Here is a 17,460-nt window from a genome sequence, read left to right on the forward strand (position 1 = left end):
TAGTTATTTGGAGCGGGAAACGGGACTCGAACCCGCGACCCCAACCTTGGCAAGGTTGTGCTCTACCAACTGAGCTATTCCCGCAAAGAAAAAAACCTCTGCACTGCCCTACTCTCCCAGGCCCCTTCGAGCCAAGTACCATCGGCGCAGGCACGTTTCACTTCCGTGTTCGGAATGGGAACGGGTGGTACCATGCCGCTATGAGCACAGAGGTTTCCAATGTTTTACATTTCAAAGTTGGATCGAAAAGGGGTAGGGGAGGGAAGGGGTATCCAGATCAGTGCATAAAGGTCAAGACCTCGGACGATTCGCACGGGTCGGCTCAACGCATCGCTGCGCGTACACCTCCCGCCGATCCACCCGGTATTCTACCGGGGTCCTTACCGGATTGACTCCGTGAGAAGGCTCATCTTGGGGCAAGTTTCCCGCTTAGATGCTTTCAGCGGTTATCTCTCCCGTACTTGGCTACCCTGCATATGCCCTTGGAAGAACAGCAGGAAAACCAGCGGTACGTCCACTCCGGTCCTCTCGTACTAGGAGCAGCCCCCCTCAACCTTCTTGCGCTCGTGACGGATAGAGACCGAACTGTCTCACGACGTTCTGAACCCAGCTCGCGTGCCACTTTAATGGGCGAACAGCCCAACCCTTGGGACCTTCTTCAGCCCCAGGATGTGACGAGCCGACATCGAGGTGCCAAACGATTCCGCCGCTATGGACGCTCGGGAATCATCAGCCTGTTATCCCCAGGGTAACTTTTATCCGTTGATCTATGGCCCTTCCACACAGAACCACAGGTTCACTAGGCCCCGCTTTCGCGTCTGCTCGGCTTGCAGGCCTCACAGTCAGGCTCCCTTCTACCCTTGCGCTCTCTGGTGGGTTTCCGTCCCACCTGAGGGAACCTTTGGGCGCCTCCGTTACCTTTTGGGAGGCGACCGCCCCAGTCAAACTGCCCATCAAGCCCTGTCCCCGTCAACGGGTTAGAAATCCAGACGTCTCAGGGTGGTATCTCACCGTCGCCTCCACCGAGACCAAAGCCCCGGCTTCATAGGCTCCCACCTATCCTGCGCAGAAACGGCCGAATCTCAAGGCCAGACTACAGTAAAGCTCCATGGGGTCTTTTCGTCCTGCCACGAGTAGGCTGCATCTTCACAGCCAGTTCAATTTCACCGGGTCCCTCGCTGAGACAGCGCGCTGATCGTTACGCTTTTCGTGCAGGTCGGAACTTACCCGACAAGGAATTTCGCTACCTTAGGACCGTTATAGTTACGGCCGCCGTTCACTGGGGCTTCGGATCAGGGCTTGCACCCCTCCCCTTGACCTTCCAGCACCGGGCAAGCGTCGCTCCGTATACTTCCACTTACGTGTTCGCACAGAGCTGAGTTTTTGGTAAACAGTCGCCAGCGCCTATTCACTGCGGCTCTCCATGGCGCCGCACGCGGCGCCACCTTGAGCACCCCTTCTCCCGAAGTTACGGGGCTAGATTGCAAAGTTCCTTAGCGAGGGTTCTCCCGCGCGCCTTGGTGCATTTACACCCACCCACCTGTGTCGGTTTACGGTACGGGTACTCCGCAGTTATGCTTAGAGGCTTTTCTCGGCTCCATGGCTTCGGCGAGTTGTCACCTTGCGGCTTCCACACCACCCACCGGTAATGGACTACGGATTTGCCTATAGTCCCCTTTGGGCTTCTGTCCGGGCTCTTCCATGGCTCCGGTTCGCCTAGCCTAAAGCGTCCCCCCATCGCACTGCGTAGTAGGACTGGAATATTAACCAGTTGTCCGTCGGCCTCGCCTCTCGGCTTATCCTTAGGCCCCGCCTAACCCTACGATGACGACCATCGCGTAGGAAACCTTGGGTTTACGGCGAAGGGGATTCCCACCCCTTTTATCGTTACTCATGCTGGCATTCGCACTTCCCGTACCTCCACCACTCCTCACGGTATGGCTTCATCGGCATAGGGAACGCTCCTCTACCACTCAACCAGGCAAAGCCCGGCTAAGTCCGCGAATTCGGTGACAGGTTTGAGCCCCGATCATTTTCAGCGCAGGGTCACTCGACTAGTGAGCTATTACGCACTCTTTAAAGGATGGCTGCTTCTAAGCCAACCTCCTAGCTGTCTGGGCAACCCCACATCTTTATCCACTTAACCTGTACTTGGGGACCTTATTCGGCGGTCTCTGTTGTTCCAGCGCTTGGACACGGATGTTAGCACTCGTGCCCTCACTCCCGGACTCCATTTCGGACCCTTCAGAGTTTGAAAGGGTTTGGTAGGCTGGTAGGCCCCCTAGCCCTATCAGTGCTTTACAGGCCCAAATAAGCATCCGAGGCTGACCCTAAAGTCATTTCGAGGAGAACTAGCTATCTCCCAGATCGGTTAGCTTTTCACTCCTAACCCCAGCTCATCCGAAGGATTTGCATCTCCCACCGGTTCGGCCCTCCACCGAGTGTCACCTCGGCTTCAGCCTGGCCAGGACTAGCTCTCTGGGTTTCGAGTCTACGGCAGCCGACTACACGCCCTGTTCGGACTCGCTTTCGCTACGCCTCCGCCTTCCGGCTTAAGCTCGCCGACTACCGTAAGTCGCCAGCTCATGCTTCAATAGGCACACCAAAAGACCTGTATAGTCCTTTGATTGCTTGTAAGCACACGGTTTCAGGTTCTATTTCACTCCCCTCCCGGGGTTCTTTTCACCTTTCCCTCACGGTACTGGTCCGCTATCGGTCACCTAGAGTATTTAGCCTTACGCGGTGGGCCGCGCAGATTCACCCATAGCTCCACGAACCACAGGCTACTCGGGTACTGGCTACTAGCCTCCGCCTTTCGTCTACAGGACTTTCACCTTCTATGGTGGGCTTTCCCAAAACCCTTCGACTAGACTTCCGCTTCGATACCGCCAGCCCCACAACCCCGCTGAGCACGCTCAACGGTTTAGGCTCCTCCCCTTTCGCTCGCCGCTACTCAGGGAATCGATTCCTCTTTCTTCTCCTCTGGGTACTTAGATGTTTCAGTTCCCCAGGTTCCCCCCACCTCATAGGTGGTGACCTGTGTTCCCACAGGCCGGGTTCCCCCATTCGGACATCCCGGTATCAACGCTTACTACCAGCTCCACCGGGCTTTTCGCAGGTAATCACGTCCTTCATCGGCTTAGGTGCCAGGGCATCCACCGTGTGCCCGTTCTATCTTGACCTTCTCTCCTCCTCAGGGTTACCCCCGAAGATAAGGCCTATTCCAACCCACCCCATGACACCTCTACCGCTACCGCAAATAGAAGCCTGGGATGGACTTCCTTCCTACTCCCTACTACCCCTTTTTCATGATCCTCGCGCCTGCTTCCTATCGCGGCGCAACGAAGAGAGTACCGAATACCCTGAAATCTGTCAACACCCCCTGAGCAAAAAAAGCAGGGGGCTGGCCGCCCCCTGTAGGAGAAAAGCGCGTCTAGCTGCTTAGTACGGCTTTTAGCTGGGGCATTTGTTTAAGCACCAGGTAGCGAATAACGCCCGTCCCGCCGGTGCCGCGCAGCAAGAGCACCAAGGAGGCCTTATCGCTGATGCGGCTGACAATGACGGTTTTGCCCAGGTACTCGAGGTTCAGGCTTTGCACCGAGGAGAGGTGGTATTTTTCGCCCATGACGCTGCTGATGGAGAGCAGGGTGTGTATGTAGGTGGCCAGCAGATCGGGTTCATCCAGGGTTTGGCCCAGCCAGGCTAATAGCTGGCCGCCGCTACCCACGACAAAGACGCTCTCAATCTCGGGCTTATCCAGAAAGGGCTGTAGTTCGTTGAGCAGGGCCTGCGATGAAGGGGTTGGCTGTGGGTCTGTGTGTACTGCCGGCGCCGGCGGTGGGGGAGGGGGTGCGGGGGGCTGACTAACCGGTGCGGTGATGGGTGGCAGCGGTGCTGAGGGCTGGCTTGCAACCGGGACGGCCTCATCCCTGGCTTGATTTGACTGCTTGGCAGCGTTGAGGGCACGTTCAATTTTGGGAAAGAGGTCGTCGGGTGTAAACGGCTTAGAGACTACGTCGAAGGCCCCTGCCTGCTGGGCTTGGGTGACCACACTCTCGTTGATGATGCCGGAAATTAGAATGACGGGGATGTTTTGAGTTGAGGCCTGCGTTTTGAGCATCTGGCATAGCTCAAAGCCGCTCATACCGGGCATTACCACATCGGCGATAACCAGGTTGGGGGCGTGGTGATTGATCGCATCAAGGCCCTGCTCGGCCGACTCGCTGGTGGTGACCACCAGGCCGCGCGACGACAAAAGCTTCTCAAGCACCTTTCGCACGCTGGTGCTGTCGTCAACAACTAAAACTTTGGATCCTTGCATAACTACCCTAATGGTAGAGCTATCTGCGATGGGGTGTGGTGATGTGTGACCATCACGCCGTGCTTAGGGTAAGCCATCTGGTGTACGAACATGGTGAGTTCTGGAGGAGGCCACCCGATCAATTCGCAGTTCTGCCTTGTTGTTCGCTGATGAAGGGGTGGGATTAACTGTGCAGGCTGTTTACCCGGCGCCATTGCGGTTCATAGGGCTCGAGCCCTAGCCAAAACACCCGCCCAAAGGCGGGCGCCGGGCTGGTTTTTATGCAGCATCAATTGATGCCTTGCTGGCGGTGATCCATCTCGACAGCCATTGAAAGCAGCAGTTGGTCGGTGCTTTTGCGAATGGTGATGGGCTCCAGGAAAAAATCGGCTTCGGTGAGGGGTTCAAAGTGGAAATGGCCGCTGGGCCGGTTTTCAACCTGAAGCAGCAGGTGCAGCACAGCATCTTCACCGCTCTTGCCGGCGTACTCGGCGTGGATGAGCTGCCCTTTACTGAAGAGCCAGCTGGCGCTCTCCCCCTCGACCTCGACCCGAAGCCGGCCGGTTTTGGCCGATTTAGCCAGCCACTGGGCCAGTTCAAACAGGCTCATGTCGCCCAGTCGTCCTTGTATACCCTGGGTTGCCGGGTTGGCAGCTTCGGGGGCGTGGGTTTTACGGGTTAGCTCGAGGATAAGCTTATAGGCGCTGCGCACCACTTCAGCCGCTGGTGTGTCGGGGGGCAGCACCAGGTCGAGGTCGCCCACTTTGGCCGGGGTGGTGTGATCGAGCAAAACAAAAGGAACCAGAGCAAGCTGTGGGTCGGAGCGCACCATCTCGAAAAACTCGGCACCTGCCAGGTCGCTCAGCGAGGCTGTGCTGACAATGACGTCGGGTCGGTGGCGTTCCAGAAGGGTCATGGCGTAGAGGGCGCTGTCCTCAACCTGGACATCAAACCCCGACAGCACAAAGCTGTCTTTGAGCGCGACACCACGCTTGGGTTGACCGGTCAGGATCAGGGCTTTCATCGATAAATCTCCTTTTTCAAGCGAGCCTCTTGGAGCATATGACTATATCTCTTGCAAGAACCGGCCCAATTCTACCTCGTCGGCGGGCTTGGTTAGATAGGCATTTGCACCGAGTTCAACAGCGAGGTCGCGGTGTTTGGTTGAGGCTCGAGTGGTCAGCACCGCAATGGGCAGGTGGGCCAGGTTGGGGCGGCGTCGCACCTCCTCCAGCAGTTCGAAACCCGACATGCGGGGCATCTCGAGGTCGGTCACCACGGCCTGGAAAGGTTGCTGCTCTAAAAGCTCGAGGGCTTCCTGTCCGTCCGCAGCCGTGACAACCTGATGGCCGGCTTTGCGCAGCATCTGGGCCACCACTTTCCGCACCGAGAGTGAGTCGTCAACCAGCAGAACCGGCAGGCGCCGGTTGAGCGAGGCTTTGATGGGGGTTTGGGTGGGCAGGGTGGTGTTCAGGCTGAGGAGACCGCTGGGGCTCAGTACCAGAATCACCTGGCCGGTGGGCGAGACGGTGGCGCCGATGAGGTGGGGCAGTTCGGAAAGAGGGCCTGGGAGGGGCTTGACCAAGGCCTGTTGCAGGCCTATAAAGCGCTCAGCAGCCAGGGCAACCAAGTTGCCACCGCGGCCTTCCACCACGGCCAGCGCATACTCTTCCGACTCAGCCGGGGGTAGCCTCAGCAGCTCGCCCAGGTGCTTGATGGGAACGGCCTTCCCTTCGTAGGCCACCTCGTCCTGGCTGGCAGGCGCGGTGAGCAGGGTGACCAGGCTTTCGCGGGGCAGGGCCAGGGTCTGCCCGCCGGTTTGCAGCACCAGGATGTCCGAGACCACCAGGCTTTGCGGTATGCGTAAGCGAAAGGTCGTGCCCAGGCCGCTGTGGGTTTCTACGGTTAGGTCGCCGCGCAAGCGGCGGATGGTGGTTGCGACGGCATCCATGCCCACCCCGCGTCCGGCCACATCCGAAACCACCGGAGCGGTAGAAAGGCCGGGGAGGAAGATGAGTTCCAGGGCTTCCTCCGGGCGCATGTTCTCTACCTGGGCCTGGGTGCGCAGGCCCTTCTCGACAGCTTTTTGCTTGACGGCCTCGAGGTCGATACCCCGCCCGTCGTCGCTGATCTCCAGCACCAGGGCACCGCGCTGCGGCTGGGTGCGGATGGTCAGGGTGCCCTTGGGTGTTTTTCCGGCGGCGAGGCGTTCTGCGGGGCTTTCAATCCCGTGAATTACGGCGTTGTTGACCAGGTGGAGCAGCGCCTCTGAAAGGCCGTCGAGCAGCACGGAGTCGATCTCGACCTGCTCCCCTTGAAAGAGGAGCTGTACCTGCTTTTCACCGGCGATTTGTTGTACCTGGCGGGTGAGGCGCTGGTAAAAGCGGCCGATGGGGATGAGCCGGGCCCGGCCCACCTCGTTGCGCAGCTCTTGTGAGAGTTTAGCGAAGGTCTCGGTTTCCTGGCGGAAGGCTTTGATCTGCTCGCTAAGGCTGTTGCGCACCTCGGCCAGGTCGCTGGTCATCTCCTGGATGGAGCGGGCCAGGATGTTGAGGTCGTCGTAGCGGTCGAACTCGAGCTCGGTAAACAGTTCCTGAACGGTTTTGCCCAGGGTGCTCTGGGGCTGGGATGCCTGGGTTTCCTGGGCCAGCGAGAGCCTGGGGTTGAGGTAGCGGGCCTCGAAGTCGGCGGTGGTGCGCATCAGCCGCTGGCGGGCCATTTCGAGGAGCTGATCCATCTCCTCGAAGCGCTGGGCCAGCAGCTCCAAACGCGAGCGGGCCACCAGGGTCTCACCGGCCAGGTTGAGCAGGGCATCGAGGCGCTCGAGGCTCACCCGCACCGATGCCGTGCTGCTGGGACGGGTTTGTGGAGCAGGGGTGCTGGGTGGGGCCGGCGCGGCCGGGGCTGGGGCGGGGGTGGGCGGCTCCCGGTTGAGCAGCAGGGCCAGCCGGTTTTGCAGGTCGATAAGCTGCTGGTGGAGGGTTAGAGCAGCTTGGGGATCTTTGCCCTCGGCCACCACGAGCATCTGGCTCAATACCTGCGAACCTTCCAGCACCAGGTGGGCGATCTGCTCACTCCAGGGGGTCTGGCCCTCGCGCACCGCTACCAAGAGATCCTCGAGCTGGTGGGCCAGGGCCCCAATCGGCTTGCAGCCCACCGAGTAGGCCGCCCCTTTGACGGTGTGCATCGCCCTGAACAAAGCGCGCAGGTGCTCGCCGTTTTCGTCGCCGGTTTGTAAACCGGTCAGCGCATGGGTTACGTGGTCGAGGTTCTCGAGGGTTTCGGGGGCGAAGAACTCCCAGAACTCGGCGTTTTGCCGATAGAATGCCTGCAATTCTTCCACCACCCCCCCCGGGGTCTGGGGGGAGGCTTGTGGGGCCTCCTCGGGCTCATCGCTAACGAAGGCTTCGGGGTTGAGCGCGGCCAGCTCCTGGATTAGAGCAGCCGCTCCCAGACGACCGAGCTCGAGGCCCACGCGACCTTCCTGGCCGTGAATGGCGATGTTCTCCAGCGCAGTGGTGAGCACCGCTGTAAGCTGGCCTACGAACTCGACCACCTTGGCCTGCTGCTGCTCGGTATAGCGGGGGGCAGCCTCCAGGATGCGCTCAGCCAGGGCGCCCAGGTTGGCGATCTGGGGAAAACCGTACAACCCCGCCGAGCCCTTGAGGCGATGGGCCATAACCACCAGGGGTTCGTGGCGTTTGATGGCCAGGAACTCGGCGGCCTGCTCGAAGACCGCTACAGTCTCCCAGGCCTCTTCCAGAAAGCTTTGCAGCAGATCGGGTACGGTTGCGGCAGACATAGCAGCTCCTAGTCGGGCAGGCGGAAGCGACCCAGGCTTCTAGAGAGTTCCTGGGCCAGCACCCGCATGGCCTCCGCGGACTGACGGCCTTCCTGGCTTTCGGCCCCGGTCTTTTGTGCAGTCTGGGTGATTTTTTGCACCGCCTGATCGACCCGTTCCACCACGGCCACCTGGCTCTGGGCCAGGCCCGAGATTTCCTGGGCCAGGCTGGCCGATTGCTCAGCCAGTCGGGCAATCTCCTCGAGGCGGCTCCCGGCGCTGTTGGCTGTGCCGTAACCGGTCTCCACCTCGCGCACCCCTTCGCGAACCAGCTCCACCACCCGGCTGATATCGGTCTGTACCTGCTGCACCAGGTTGTTGACCCGGCTGGTCTCGCGGGCTGAGTCTTCGGCCAGTTTACGGATTTCCTCAGCGACGATGGCAAAGCGGCGGCCCGCGGCCCCGGCCCCCGCTGCCTCGAAGGAGGCGTTGAGGGCCAGCAGGTTGGTTTGCGAGGCGAAATCCTCGAGCACCCTGGTGATGCTCTCGATCTCGGCCGAGCGTGCAGCCAGCGCGGCGATGTTCTCGGCGATGGCCTGCATCTCCCTGCGGATATCGCTCATGCCCGAGAGGGTCTGGGTCACGGCCTGGCGGCCTAGCTGGGCCGACTCGAGGGTGCGAAGAGCGGCCTCCGCGGTGATGCTTGCGCTTTGGGCCATCTGCCGGATGTTCTTGGCGGCAATTTGGGTCTGTTGCTGTACCTGGCTTACCTCCTGGGCCTGCAAGAGGGCCCCGGAAGCGATAGAAGCGGTGAGCTGATCCATCTGCATGGCGCTCTGACTGACCGACTCGGCGGCTTGCCTGACCTCTTTGAGCAGGTGTGCGATTTCCTCAACGGTCAGGTTTACCGCATCCACCACGTTGCCCAGCACATCGTCGGTGACCTCGCCGCGCTCGGTAAGGTCGCCCTGGGCGATTTTGGTGGCTACATCCAGGAAGCGTCGCACATTTTCCTGCAGCCGCAGGCCGCGCTGGCGCTCTGCTTCTTGCTGCTCCAGCAGGGTGCGCAGGGTAAGGATGGACTGGTTCAGGGTTCTACTGACCAGCCCCAGCTCGTCGTTGGAGCGCAGGTGGGCCAGGGTGGAAAGGTTGCCCTGCCCGATGTGCTGGGCAACCCGTGTGAGCTCTTGCACCGGGGCCAGAATCGAGCGCAAAACCCCTACGATCAGCCAGAGGGATAGCATCAGGGTGGCCACCACGATGAACAGGCTCAACACCTGCCCGTTGACCAACTGCCCTAAGCGCTGATCGAGCAGGTTGTTGAGCTGGTTCAGGGCGGCGGTTTGTACGGCAAAGTAGGCCTCAATGGGGCGGCTAAGCTGATCGAAGTAAAAGGTGGGCTCGAGGCCAAAACGCCTGCTCAGTATCTCCCGGCGGGTCAGCTCAACCGCCGACTCGGTGATGGCCCGGGCCGCGCCCACCTGCTCCTGCAGGCTCTCGCCCAGCGAGGGGTTGCTGGCCAGGGCGTTCTGTACCGAGCGCTCGAGGGCTGCCGTCACCGAGGCCACCTCGCCGAAGCCGGTGCCCCGATTGACCAGCGAGGCCAGAAGCCCGTTCAGCCGTCTTTCCTGCTCTGCGGTGAGCTGCTTGGACTGCAAGACCGTGGCCCCGATGCCCTGTATCTGGCTCAGGGTTTCCATGACCGGCGGCAGGCGGTATACCACCGAATCCACCAGCCAGTAGCTCTGCACGGTTGGGTCTAGAATCAGGTTGGAGCCGATGGCCATCTGCTCGTATAGCCCCAGTAGCTGCCCGATGAGCCGGGTGTGGGCTTGAAAGCTTTGTGTGGGGCTATAGCGCATGGCCAGCAGGGTATCCCAGTCGGTTCTGATGGCAGCCAGCCTATCCCCAATGCCGTAAGGGTCGCCTTCGGTGCGGTTCATTCTGTCGAGCAATTGCAGGCTGCGGCTGATCTCCTCGGCTTTTTGGGAGCGCGGCACGACCAGTTCCTGGTTGCCCGAGAGGGTGGCTGCGCTCATGCTGCGATGCTCGGCCATGGCTTTGATCAGGCTGCCGGTGCTTTGCAGGAAGAGCACCCCCTGCTTTTCGCTTCGCACAAAGTTGATGTCTCTTTGTTGCTCAAATACCAGTGCGAACAGCAGGTAAAAAATGGGCAGCAGCAGGGGAACGACCAGCAGTGCCAGCTTGTAAGGGACGCGGAGGTTGCCAAAGAACCCGGTGTAAGGGGCCTCGAGGGCCTCGGCATCCACCCGCACCTTGCGGCTCTGGGCGCCCAGGAGGCCCACCTGCTTGATTTCGACCTCGCGAAGCTCGCGTTGAAGCGCCATAGTACATCCCTTTAGGCAGGCAGCCGGAAGCGGGTCAGGCTTTGGCTGAGCCGCTGGGCCAGGGCCTGCAGCTCCTCGGCGGTCTGACGGCCTTTACGGCTTTCCTGGTCGGTTTGCAGGGCGGTGTCGTAGATGTCCTGCACCACGCTGGTCACTTCTTCCACGCGGGCCACCTGCTCCTGGGCGGCCTGGGCTACGTAGCGGGCTGCCTCGGCGGATTGCTGGGCCAGGGCTGCGATCTGCTCGAGCTTGCTTCCGGCCTCGGTGGCAATGCGGTAGCCTTGCTCCACCTCGCGGGTACCGCCTTCTACCGAGATCACCACGCCTTGAATCTCGGTTTGAATGCCCTTGACCAGCAGGTTGACCCGCTGGGCGGCCCGGGCCGAGTCCTCTGCCAGCTTGCGCACCTGGTCGGCCACCACCGCGAAACGGGCCCCAGCCTCACCCGCACCGGCCGCCTCGATGGCGGCGTTGAGGGCCAGCAGGTTGGTTTGCTTGGCGATGCGCGAAATGGTATCCACCACCTCGGAAATTTCCAGCGAGCGGTCGGAAAGGGCCTTGATGCTCTTGGAGATGCTCTGCACCTCGCGGCGGATGTTCTGCATACCGCTGAGGGTGTTTTGCACAGCCCCCTGGCCCTCCAGGGCCGCTTCTTTAGCCTGCATAACCAGTTCGGAGCCCTGCACAATCTGCTCGGCCATGCTGCGGATGGATTCGGTGGTGTCGAGCGCCTCGATGCGGGCCCGGGCTGAGAGCTCGGCCTGCGACTCGGCTTTCTCCTGCACGCTTGCGGAGCTCTGGGCCATCTGGGCTGCACCCCGGTTGACCATCTCGGCGGCAGCCTGCACCTGCTTGAGCAGATAGGCAATCTCCTCGACCGTCAGGTTTACCGCGTCGACCACGTTGCCCAGCACATCCTCGGTCACCCGCCCGCGCTTGGTCAGATCGCCCTGGGCGATGTCCATGGCCACGTTGAGGAAAGCGGCGATGTTTTCTTGCAGGAGCTGGCTCTGGCGAAGCTGCTCGGCGTCGGCCTCGGCCTTGGCCTTGAGCTGCACCACTGTGTCGTTGAAGGTGCGGGCCAGCGAGCCCAGCTCGTCGGAGGACTGCACGGGTACCTGCACACCCAGGTCGCCCTTGCGCAGCCGCATGGAGGCGTTGAACAACTGCCCCAATGGGCGGGTGATGGAACGCACCACAGCCCCCACAATCCCCAGCACCAGCGTCACAGCCAGCGCAATAATCACGAACAGTAGGGTCTGCTCGTGTTGGAGCTCTTGCCAGGTTTGAAGGGTGTTGTTTTGCAGCACCTGCAGAGCGTTTTGCTGGAGCTGTGCCACGCTGGCGTCGATCTGGTTGAAGGTGCTGGCGTACTCGCTGGGGCGCAGGGTAGGCCGGGCGGTAGCCAGAATCGAGTTGGTTACGAAGGAGTTGATAAAGCCGGTCTCGGTGAAGACCTGCTCAATTTCGAGTGTGATGTCTTCCAGGCCCCGCACCTGCCCCGACCGGCTCTGGGCCAGGCTGAGCAGGGTGCTCTCGGTTCGCCTGGATATCTGCTCGAGCAGGTTGATGATCTGCTCCCGCTCGTAGATGAGCGCGGAGCCTCGAGCCAGCACCTCCATACCCAGGAAGCGCAGCTCGGCCAGGGTCTCGCGCAACTCGGGCAGGTGCCGCAAGGTGGTTTCGGCTAAGAGGAAAGACTCCTCGCCGATGTTGAGCAGCATCCCCGAGGAGAGGCTTAGCTTTTCCAGGGTCTGCTGTAATTGCACCATCATCTGGTGGTGCATTTCGAAGATGGCGTTGTTACCGGCTGCCTGGCTCTGGTTTTTGATTCCCGCCCACCTTTGACTGAGCTCGGAGATGGACTCGCCGATGCCAAAGCGGTCTTGCATGGTCTCGTTGAGTTGAGCCAGTCGGGCTAGCGCGTTATCCACGTCGGCAGCTTCTTTGCTCAGGTTGCTTCTGAGGCCCAGGCGCCGGTCATCCAGGAGGTAGCGCCGGTGTTCGTGTAATTGCTGGGATACCGCATCGAGGGCCAGCGCGAGCTGGTAGCCCTGTAGCTGGCTGTACAGCCGTTCGTTCTGGCGTTGCTCGAGGGAGAAGATGATGCTAATGGGTACGAAGCCTACCGCCACAAACGCCAGCACAATCAGGAGCAGCTTTTGCCAGATCTTAAGCGAACCCAAAAACCCGCCGGTCGGCAGGAACTGTGTGGGGGCGGCTGGCCTGGGGCGGCGCACAGGGCGCACAGCAGTTTTTGAGCCGCGCTGGGTCATGCTTCAGCCTCCTGGGCCTGTTCTGTGGGGGCCTCGAGCAGGGATGAAATGAACACCGGTAGTCCCAGCACCACCACCGCAAGCAACACGAAGATATTGAGTGTGACCAGGCTGCCGCTGGCGATCATGTTGTGAATCTGGGTGGTGCCGGTGTCGGTAAAGCGCGCGGCCAGCATGGCGGTGTAGTGCATGAAGGGGATGGCCAGCCCGGTGACGGTAGCGGTGGCTAGATTGCTGAATGGAACCCGGCTCAAGACCGGGCTGATCAGCATCCACATACCGAAGGTGCCCAGCACCACTGCCACCAGAACCGAAAGCACCACCAGGGCTGGGTCGAAGGTGAGCTGGGCATCGAGGCGCATGGCAAACATGCCCACATAGTGCATGGTTCCGATGCCCGCTCCCAGGAAGAAGCCGGAGCCCAAAATCTGGCCTGGGCCCACATTGGGTCGGCTGATCAGATGGAACGCGGCGGCAGCCCCCAGGATGGCAAAAAACATCGATACCAGGGTGATAAGCGGATCGTAAGAGACCAGCTTGGTGATCTGGAGGGCGGTCATGGCTGTGAAGTGCATGGCCCACACCCCCAGCCCGTAGGTGGCGGCCCCCAACCACAGCCAGTTCTTGCTGGTGCTGCTCTGCCGCAGGCGGCTGATAATGGCCAGTGCGGCATACGACGCAAAGATCGCGATAAGAAACGAGGCCCCGACCAGCCAGGGGTCGTGGCTTATGGGAAGGTGGGTTTGTTCCATATGGGACTCCTTTACAAGGGTTTAGCTGAACGGGGTGGTTCGAATTGCAGAGGTGGGTGCGGGGGTTGTGGCCGATATCCGGGCGGTGAGGTGGGCCAGCAGGCTGTTGGGGTTCAGGATGCGGATGCTTTTGCCGCCGTCCTCCAGCACCGCACTGAACAAGGGTTCTTGGCTTGGGGTAGCCCAGGTGCCACTCAGGTTGGTGCGCAGCCCGGTCACCTCGTCGATTGTGAAAGCGATGGCCTGCCCCTCGACCTCGAGCAAAGCCGCCAGATCGGAGCCTGTGGGTGGAATCTGCAACACCTGTCTCAGGTCAAACACCGACACAATCCGGCCCTGGTTGCTCAGGAGTCCCAGCAGGGGTGGAGGGGCCAAGGGAATGGGCGTGAGCTGCGTTACTTCCAGCACTTCTTTCAGGGCTTTGGGCTCAACGCCCAAAAAGACGCTGCCAAGCCGCAGCACCCAGATTTTGTCGATGCCGATCTTATTCATAACGCAAGCCGTTTGCAGATAGTTGCAGATGTCTGTTCAACTGGAACCACCGGGCCGGCTAGAGGATTTCCTGGACAGCTTTGCGCAGGTCTTCGGGGGTGTAGGGTTTGGTCAGGTAGCCGTTGGCCCCCTGGCGTTTACCCCACTCGATATCGGTGGGCGCGTTCTTGGAGCTGATGATCAAGACCGGAATGTGCTTGGTGGACTCGTTGCGCCGGAGGGCGCGAAGCACCTCGTAGCCGTTGCGACCGGGCATGACCACATCGAGCAGAACCGCGTCTGGCTTTTCGGCTTCGATGCGCTGTTCGACATTCTCGCTGCCCTGGTACAGGATCACCTGGTGGTAGGGTGCTAGCGATTGCTCGATGAGCTTAAGATCTGCCATGGAATCGTCTACGGCTATAAGCTTTGCCATTTTTACCTCCAGATTTGCGGGCAGGGTGGCGATGACAGCAAATGAATACTACTACCCGCAACATAACCTAAAGTTACGTGAAGCGTGACCCCCTGGATGTGACGAATGCACAAGCGTAGAGCAGGCGGGCGTTACGCTTGCCTTTCTTTAGCGATAAAACCGGAAACGTTTGGCTTAAATTTAAGTCATCTGGCTCATCTGCTGGGTGGAGGAGGAGATTATGTTCAAAAACATCCTGCTGGCCTTCGACGGCTCAGTCCATGCGCAGAAAGCGGCCCAGGTGGCTGCCGACCTGGCCCGGCAGTATCGCGCTTCGCTGTGCCTGGTTCATACCTACGACCCTGTGCCCGATTATCTGGGGGAACCCTTTTTGCAAGAGGCCATCTCCAGGCGAACTGAGGCGGCTGACCAGGTGGTAGCCCAGGCCCGGGCTTTGCTGGGTGATGGGCCCCAGCTCGAGGTCGAGGTGCTGGAGGGCCCGCCGGCCGAGGCCATTTTGCGGGTGGCCGAGGTTCGCCAGGTAGATCTGATCGTAATGGGCACTCGAGGCTTGAGCCAACTGCAGGGCTTGCTGCTGGGCAGTCAGAGCCAGAAGGTGCTTACCCATGCCCAGTGTCCGGTGCTGCTGGTGCGCTGACGTTACGGCCTGAACCAAGGGCCGGGCTAGTTCAGGCGGGCGCGCAGCTCGAGCGCTCTTTTTTTCAGCTCCTCCAGCGTTTGTAGGTTGGCTAAGGTGGCGTTGCGGGTGTTTTCCAGGCGCGCGCAAGGGGTGCGGTACAGGCTGTTGAAGCGCTCGCGGGTGCGGTGCATCTCGGTATTTAGGGTCTCGCTTAGGGCTTGCTCGAGGGTATTCTTGAGCTCGGTTAGCCGCTCACGCAGGCGGGCTTTGGCCACCTCTTTGCGGCGAGGCAGGATGGAGGTGGCCAGGATGGCCCCAAACACCGTGGCAAAGATGCCCAGGATATCAAAGGCGATTTTCTGGGCTACCAGCAGGATGGTCAGGCCGAGGCCCATGACCCCTACCTCGGCCAGGGCGGTGCCGCGCAGGCTTTCTTGGATAAAGTCGCGTAGCTGGATGGCCTCGGCCTCGGCGTCGAAGGAGCGCAGGGCCTCCTCTAGATTGCCTGCGATGGTGCGTTCTTCGGGGCCAGCCTGCTCAGCATGCCGGAGGCCAGGGGCCTCCCGAAGCAGCACGAGGGCGTCTTCTAGCAGCTCGCGGTCGCGCCGGGCCAGCCAGTTCATGGCCTCGAGCACCCGGCGTTCGATTTCCTGGTTGGCCCCTTTGACCACCTCGTCTATAAAGCTTTGCTTGAGCTTGCTGGACTGCAGAAGCTCGAGGAACCTGGAGAATCGCACCTTTTCGTCCAGCCAGCGCTCGCCCCGGGCCCGTACCTCGTCGATGGCCTGGAGGGCCAGGGCGACCTGCCCGCTGAAGTCGCGGCGGGTACGCTCTTCGTGCCGCTGGAGCAGGTGATCCAGCTCGTGGCAGGTGGCAAGCTGCTTCTCGGCTTCCTTAAGCCGGGCCTCCAAAGCAGGCTTGGCGTCATCGGCAAGATGGGCCAGCACACCCAGAGGAGAACCGAGCTTAATAGAGGCCGCCTCGTGATTAAGCACCTGCCGGATATGGGCTTCCAGCTCGGGAACGCGGCTGGCGGCGGTTTCGCCTTGCCTGGCCCGGCGGGCCGAGACCGCAAAGAGGGGGGGGATCTGCCCCAGGGTTTGATCGGCCGCTTTCCTGACAAACTCGAGCACCTGCTGCAACTCAGCCTCGCTGAGCAGGTCAATTTTGTTTATGACCAGCACCACCTTTTTTCCCCAGGCGCGGATTAGACGGAGGAAATCGGCCTCGGACTGGGTGAAGGGGCGGTCGGCGCTGGTGACGAACAAAATAAGATCGGCGCGCGGGAGAAACTGTTCGGTCAAGACCTGATGATGCTGGAGGATGGCGTTGGTGCCAGGGGTATCGACCAACCGCAAGTCCTTGAGCAGGGGGTGTGGCAGTTGAACCAGCACCAGCTCAGGCGACTGGGGCTGTAGCTTGGGTTCAGGGCCATAGCCGATTAGGTTGATGCGGTCGGTGGTGGGGGTGACCCCCTCCTTCAGGAAGTCTTCGCCCAGCAAGGCATTGAGCAGCGAAGACTTACCGCTGTTGTACTCACCGATAACCACAAGCAAAAATGGACCCTCCAGATCCAACAAAGCCTGTTTAAGCGCTTCGGTGTCGAGGCCCACTCGAGCCAGGGTATCCAGCCCTTGGGCGAGCAGCGCGCGTATATCTTGGGCTAGAGCCAGGGTTTTTGAATCCAGCATACGGAGATTGTATCGCAGGGTTTTACAAACGCTTTTGTGTTAGGCAAAGCCAGGCAGCGATGCCCAGGAGGGCCCGCCAGCGTGCGGTATGGCGGTTGTAGCCGGGTTATCCTTGAGCGACCCGCGTGGTGCAGTTGATTAAGACGGGTTTGCTGGGTTTGAGCACCTGAAAAAGCGCCGAATAATCCGATGAGGAAGGGAAAAGCTAGCAATGGCGACCCGGCTCGCGTCGGCTGGCGATTCAACAACAGGTTGTGTTGTGCGTGTCAAAAGCACACAAGATGTTGTATAGTGAAGTTCAGTGGAGAAACAATCTAAAAGCACCGCTCGCCTGCAGTGCACAAAAGGCTTTTGGGTTTTGTGCCATGGGCGAATCATCCGCTGGATAGCGCATGGTTTGGGAGCTGGGGCCTAGATATCTCCACACTGGATTGCGAGGAGGTATACACATGCCTGAAAAAGCCAAACCTGAAGAAGCCAAAAAGCCCGCTGCCAAAAAACCTACCGCCAAGGCCGCGGAGAAGAAGACCGCGACCAAAACCGCTACTAAGACTTCTACCAAGGCTCCGGCCAAGAAAACCACGGCCAAGGCGGCAGAAAAGCCCACTGCCAAAGCCACCGCTAAACCGGCTGAAAAGACCACTGCTAAGAAGGCCGCTTCCAAAACCGCTGCGAAAACCACCAAGACCGCCGCTAAAGCCGCAGCAAAACCGGCGGCTAAAAAAGCCGCTGCTCCCAAAAAGTCGACGGCCAAGAAGTAGGGGTTTTGGGTTGACCGGCCCCATA

The 17,460-nt window shown here is 60.5% G+C and carries 11 protein-coding genes, 1 tRNA gene and 2 rRNA genes; 2 read left to right on the forward strand and 12 right to left on the reverse strand.

The features are described 5' to 3' along the window. Nucleotides 1–8: 8 nt before the first annotated feature. The 11 genes from MRUB_RS04575 to MRUB_RS04625 all read right to left on the reverse strand — a co-directional run bounded on the left by MRUB_RS04575 (nt 9) and on the right by MRUB_RS04625 (nt 14,364). Nucleotides 9–84, reverse strand: a tRNA-Gly gene (locus MRUB_RS04575). 11 nt (nt 85–95) lie between these two features. Further along, nucleotides 96–212 (reverse strand): 5S ribosomal RNA (gene rrf, locus MRUB_RS04580). Between the two features lie 75 nt (nt 213–287). Then, nucleotides 288–3,182, reverse strand: a 23S ribosomal RNA gene (locus tag MRUB_RS04585). 251 nt (nt 3,183–3,433) lie between these two features. Beyond that, nucleotides 3,434–4,321: a response regulator gene (locus tag MRUB_RS04590; RefSeq protein WP_013013189.1), complete on the reverse strand. Its 888-nt coding sequence runs from the start codon at nt 4,319–4,321 to the stop codon at nt 3,434–3,436. A 268-nt stretch (nt 4,322–4,589) separates the two neighbouring features. Next, nucleotides 4,590–5,324, reverse strand: a complete 735-nt coding sequence (locus MRUB_RS04595) for a DUF4388 domain-containing protein (RefSeq protein ID WP_013013190.1) — start codon at nt 5,322–5,324, stop codon at nt 4,590–4,592. A 42-nt stretch (nt 5,325–5,366) separates the two neighbouring features. Beyond that, a complete protein-coding gene (locus tag MRUB_RS04600) occupies nt 5,367–8,102 on the reverse strand; it encodes a hybrid sensor histidine kinase/response regulator (RefSeq protein WP_013013191.1) in 2,736 nt (911 codons plus the stop codon). A gap of 8 nt (nt 8,103–8,110) precedes the next feature. Then, nucleotides 8,111–10,429, reverse strand: coding sequence for a methyl-accepting chemotaxis protein (locus tag MRUB_RS04605; protein ID WP_013013192.1), 2,319 nt, complete (start codon nt 10,427–10,429; stop codon nt 8,111–8,113). Between the two features lie 11 nt (nt 10,430–10,440). Beyond that, nucleotides 10,441–12,705 (reverse strand): methyl-accepting chemotaxis protein, encoded by a 2,265-nt coding sequence (locus tag MRUB_RS04610; protein ID WP_013013193.1) that lies wholly within the window; start codon nt 12,703–12,705, stop codon nt 10,441–10,443. Next, on the reverse strand, nt 12,702–13,457 hold the full coding sequence (locus MRUB_RS04615) for an MHYT domain-containing protein (RefSeq protein ID WP_013013194.1): 756 nt from the start codon (nt 13,455–13,457) through the stop codon (nt 12,702–12,704). The genes MRUB_RS04610 and MRUB_RS04615 overlap by 4 nt, the downstream gene beginning before the upstream one ends. A gap of 21 nt (nt 13,458–13,478) precedes the next feature. Further along, nucleotides 13,479–13,949 (reverse strand): chemotaxis protein CheW, encoded by a 471-nt coding sequence (locus MRUB_RS04620; protein ID WP_013013195.1) that lies wholly within the window; start codon nt 13,947–13,949, stop codon nt 13,479–13,481. A 58-nt stretch (nt 13,950–14,007) separates the two neighbouring features. Continuing rightward, nucleotides 14,008–14,364, reverse strand: coding sequence for a response regulator (locus MRUB_RS04625; protein WP_013013196.1), 357 nt, complete (start codon nt 14,362–14,364; stop codon nt 14,008–14,010). Nucleotides 14,365–14,584: 220 nt separating this feature from the next. On the opposite strand from MRUB_RS04625, the gene MRUB_RS04630 reads away from it, so the two are divergent. Beyond that, on the forward strand, nt 14,585–15,001 hold the full coding sequence (locus MRUB_RS04630; protein WP_013013197.1) for a universal stress protein: 417 nt from the start codon (nt 14,585–14,587) through the stop codon (nt 14,999–15,001). Between the two features lie 26 nt (nt 15,002–15,027). Here the strand turns inward: MRUB_RS04630 and MRUB_RS04635 are convergent, their stop codons facing one another. Beyond that, the gene (locus MRUB_RS04635) at nt 15,028–16,674 is read right to left on the reverse strand and encodes a dynamin family protein (protein WP_013013198.1); all 1,647 of its coding nucleotides are present in this window, start codon (nt 16,672–16,674) and stop codon (nt 15,028–15,030) included. Nucleotides 16,675–17,123: 449 nt separating this feature from the next. Between MRUB_RS04635 and MRUB_RS04640 the strand changes: the two genes are divergently transcribed. Next, on the forward strand, nt 17,124–17,435 hold the full coding sequence (locus MRUB_RS04640) for a hypothetical protein (RefSeq protein ID WP_013013199.1): 312 nt from the start codon (nt 17,124–17,126) through the stop codon (nt 17,433–17,435). Nucleotides 17,436–17,460: the final 25 nt, after the last annotated feature.

Source organism: Meiothermus ruber DSM 1279 (genome assembly GCF_000024425.1).
Lineage (GTDB): Bacteria > Deinococcota > Deinococci > Deinococcales > Thermaceae > Meiothermus > Meiothermus ruber.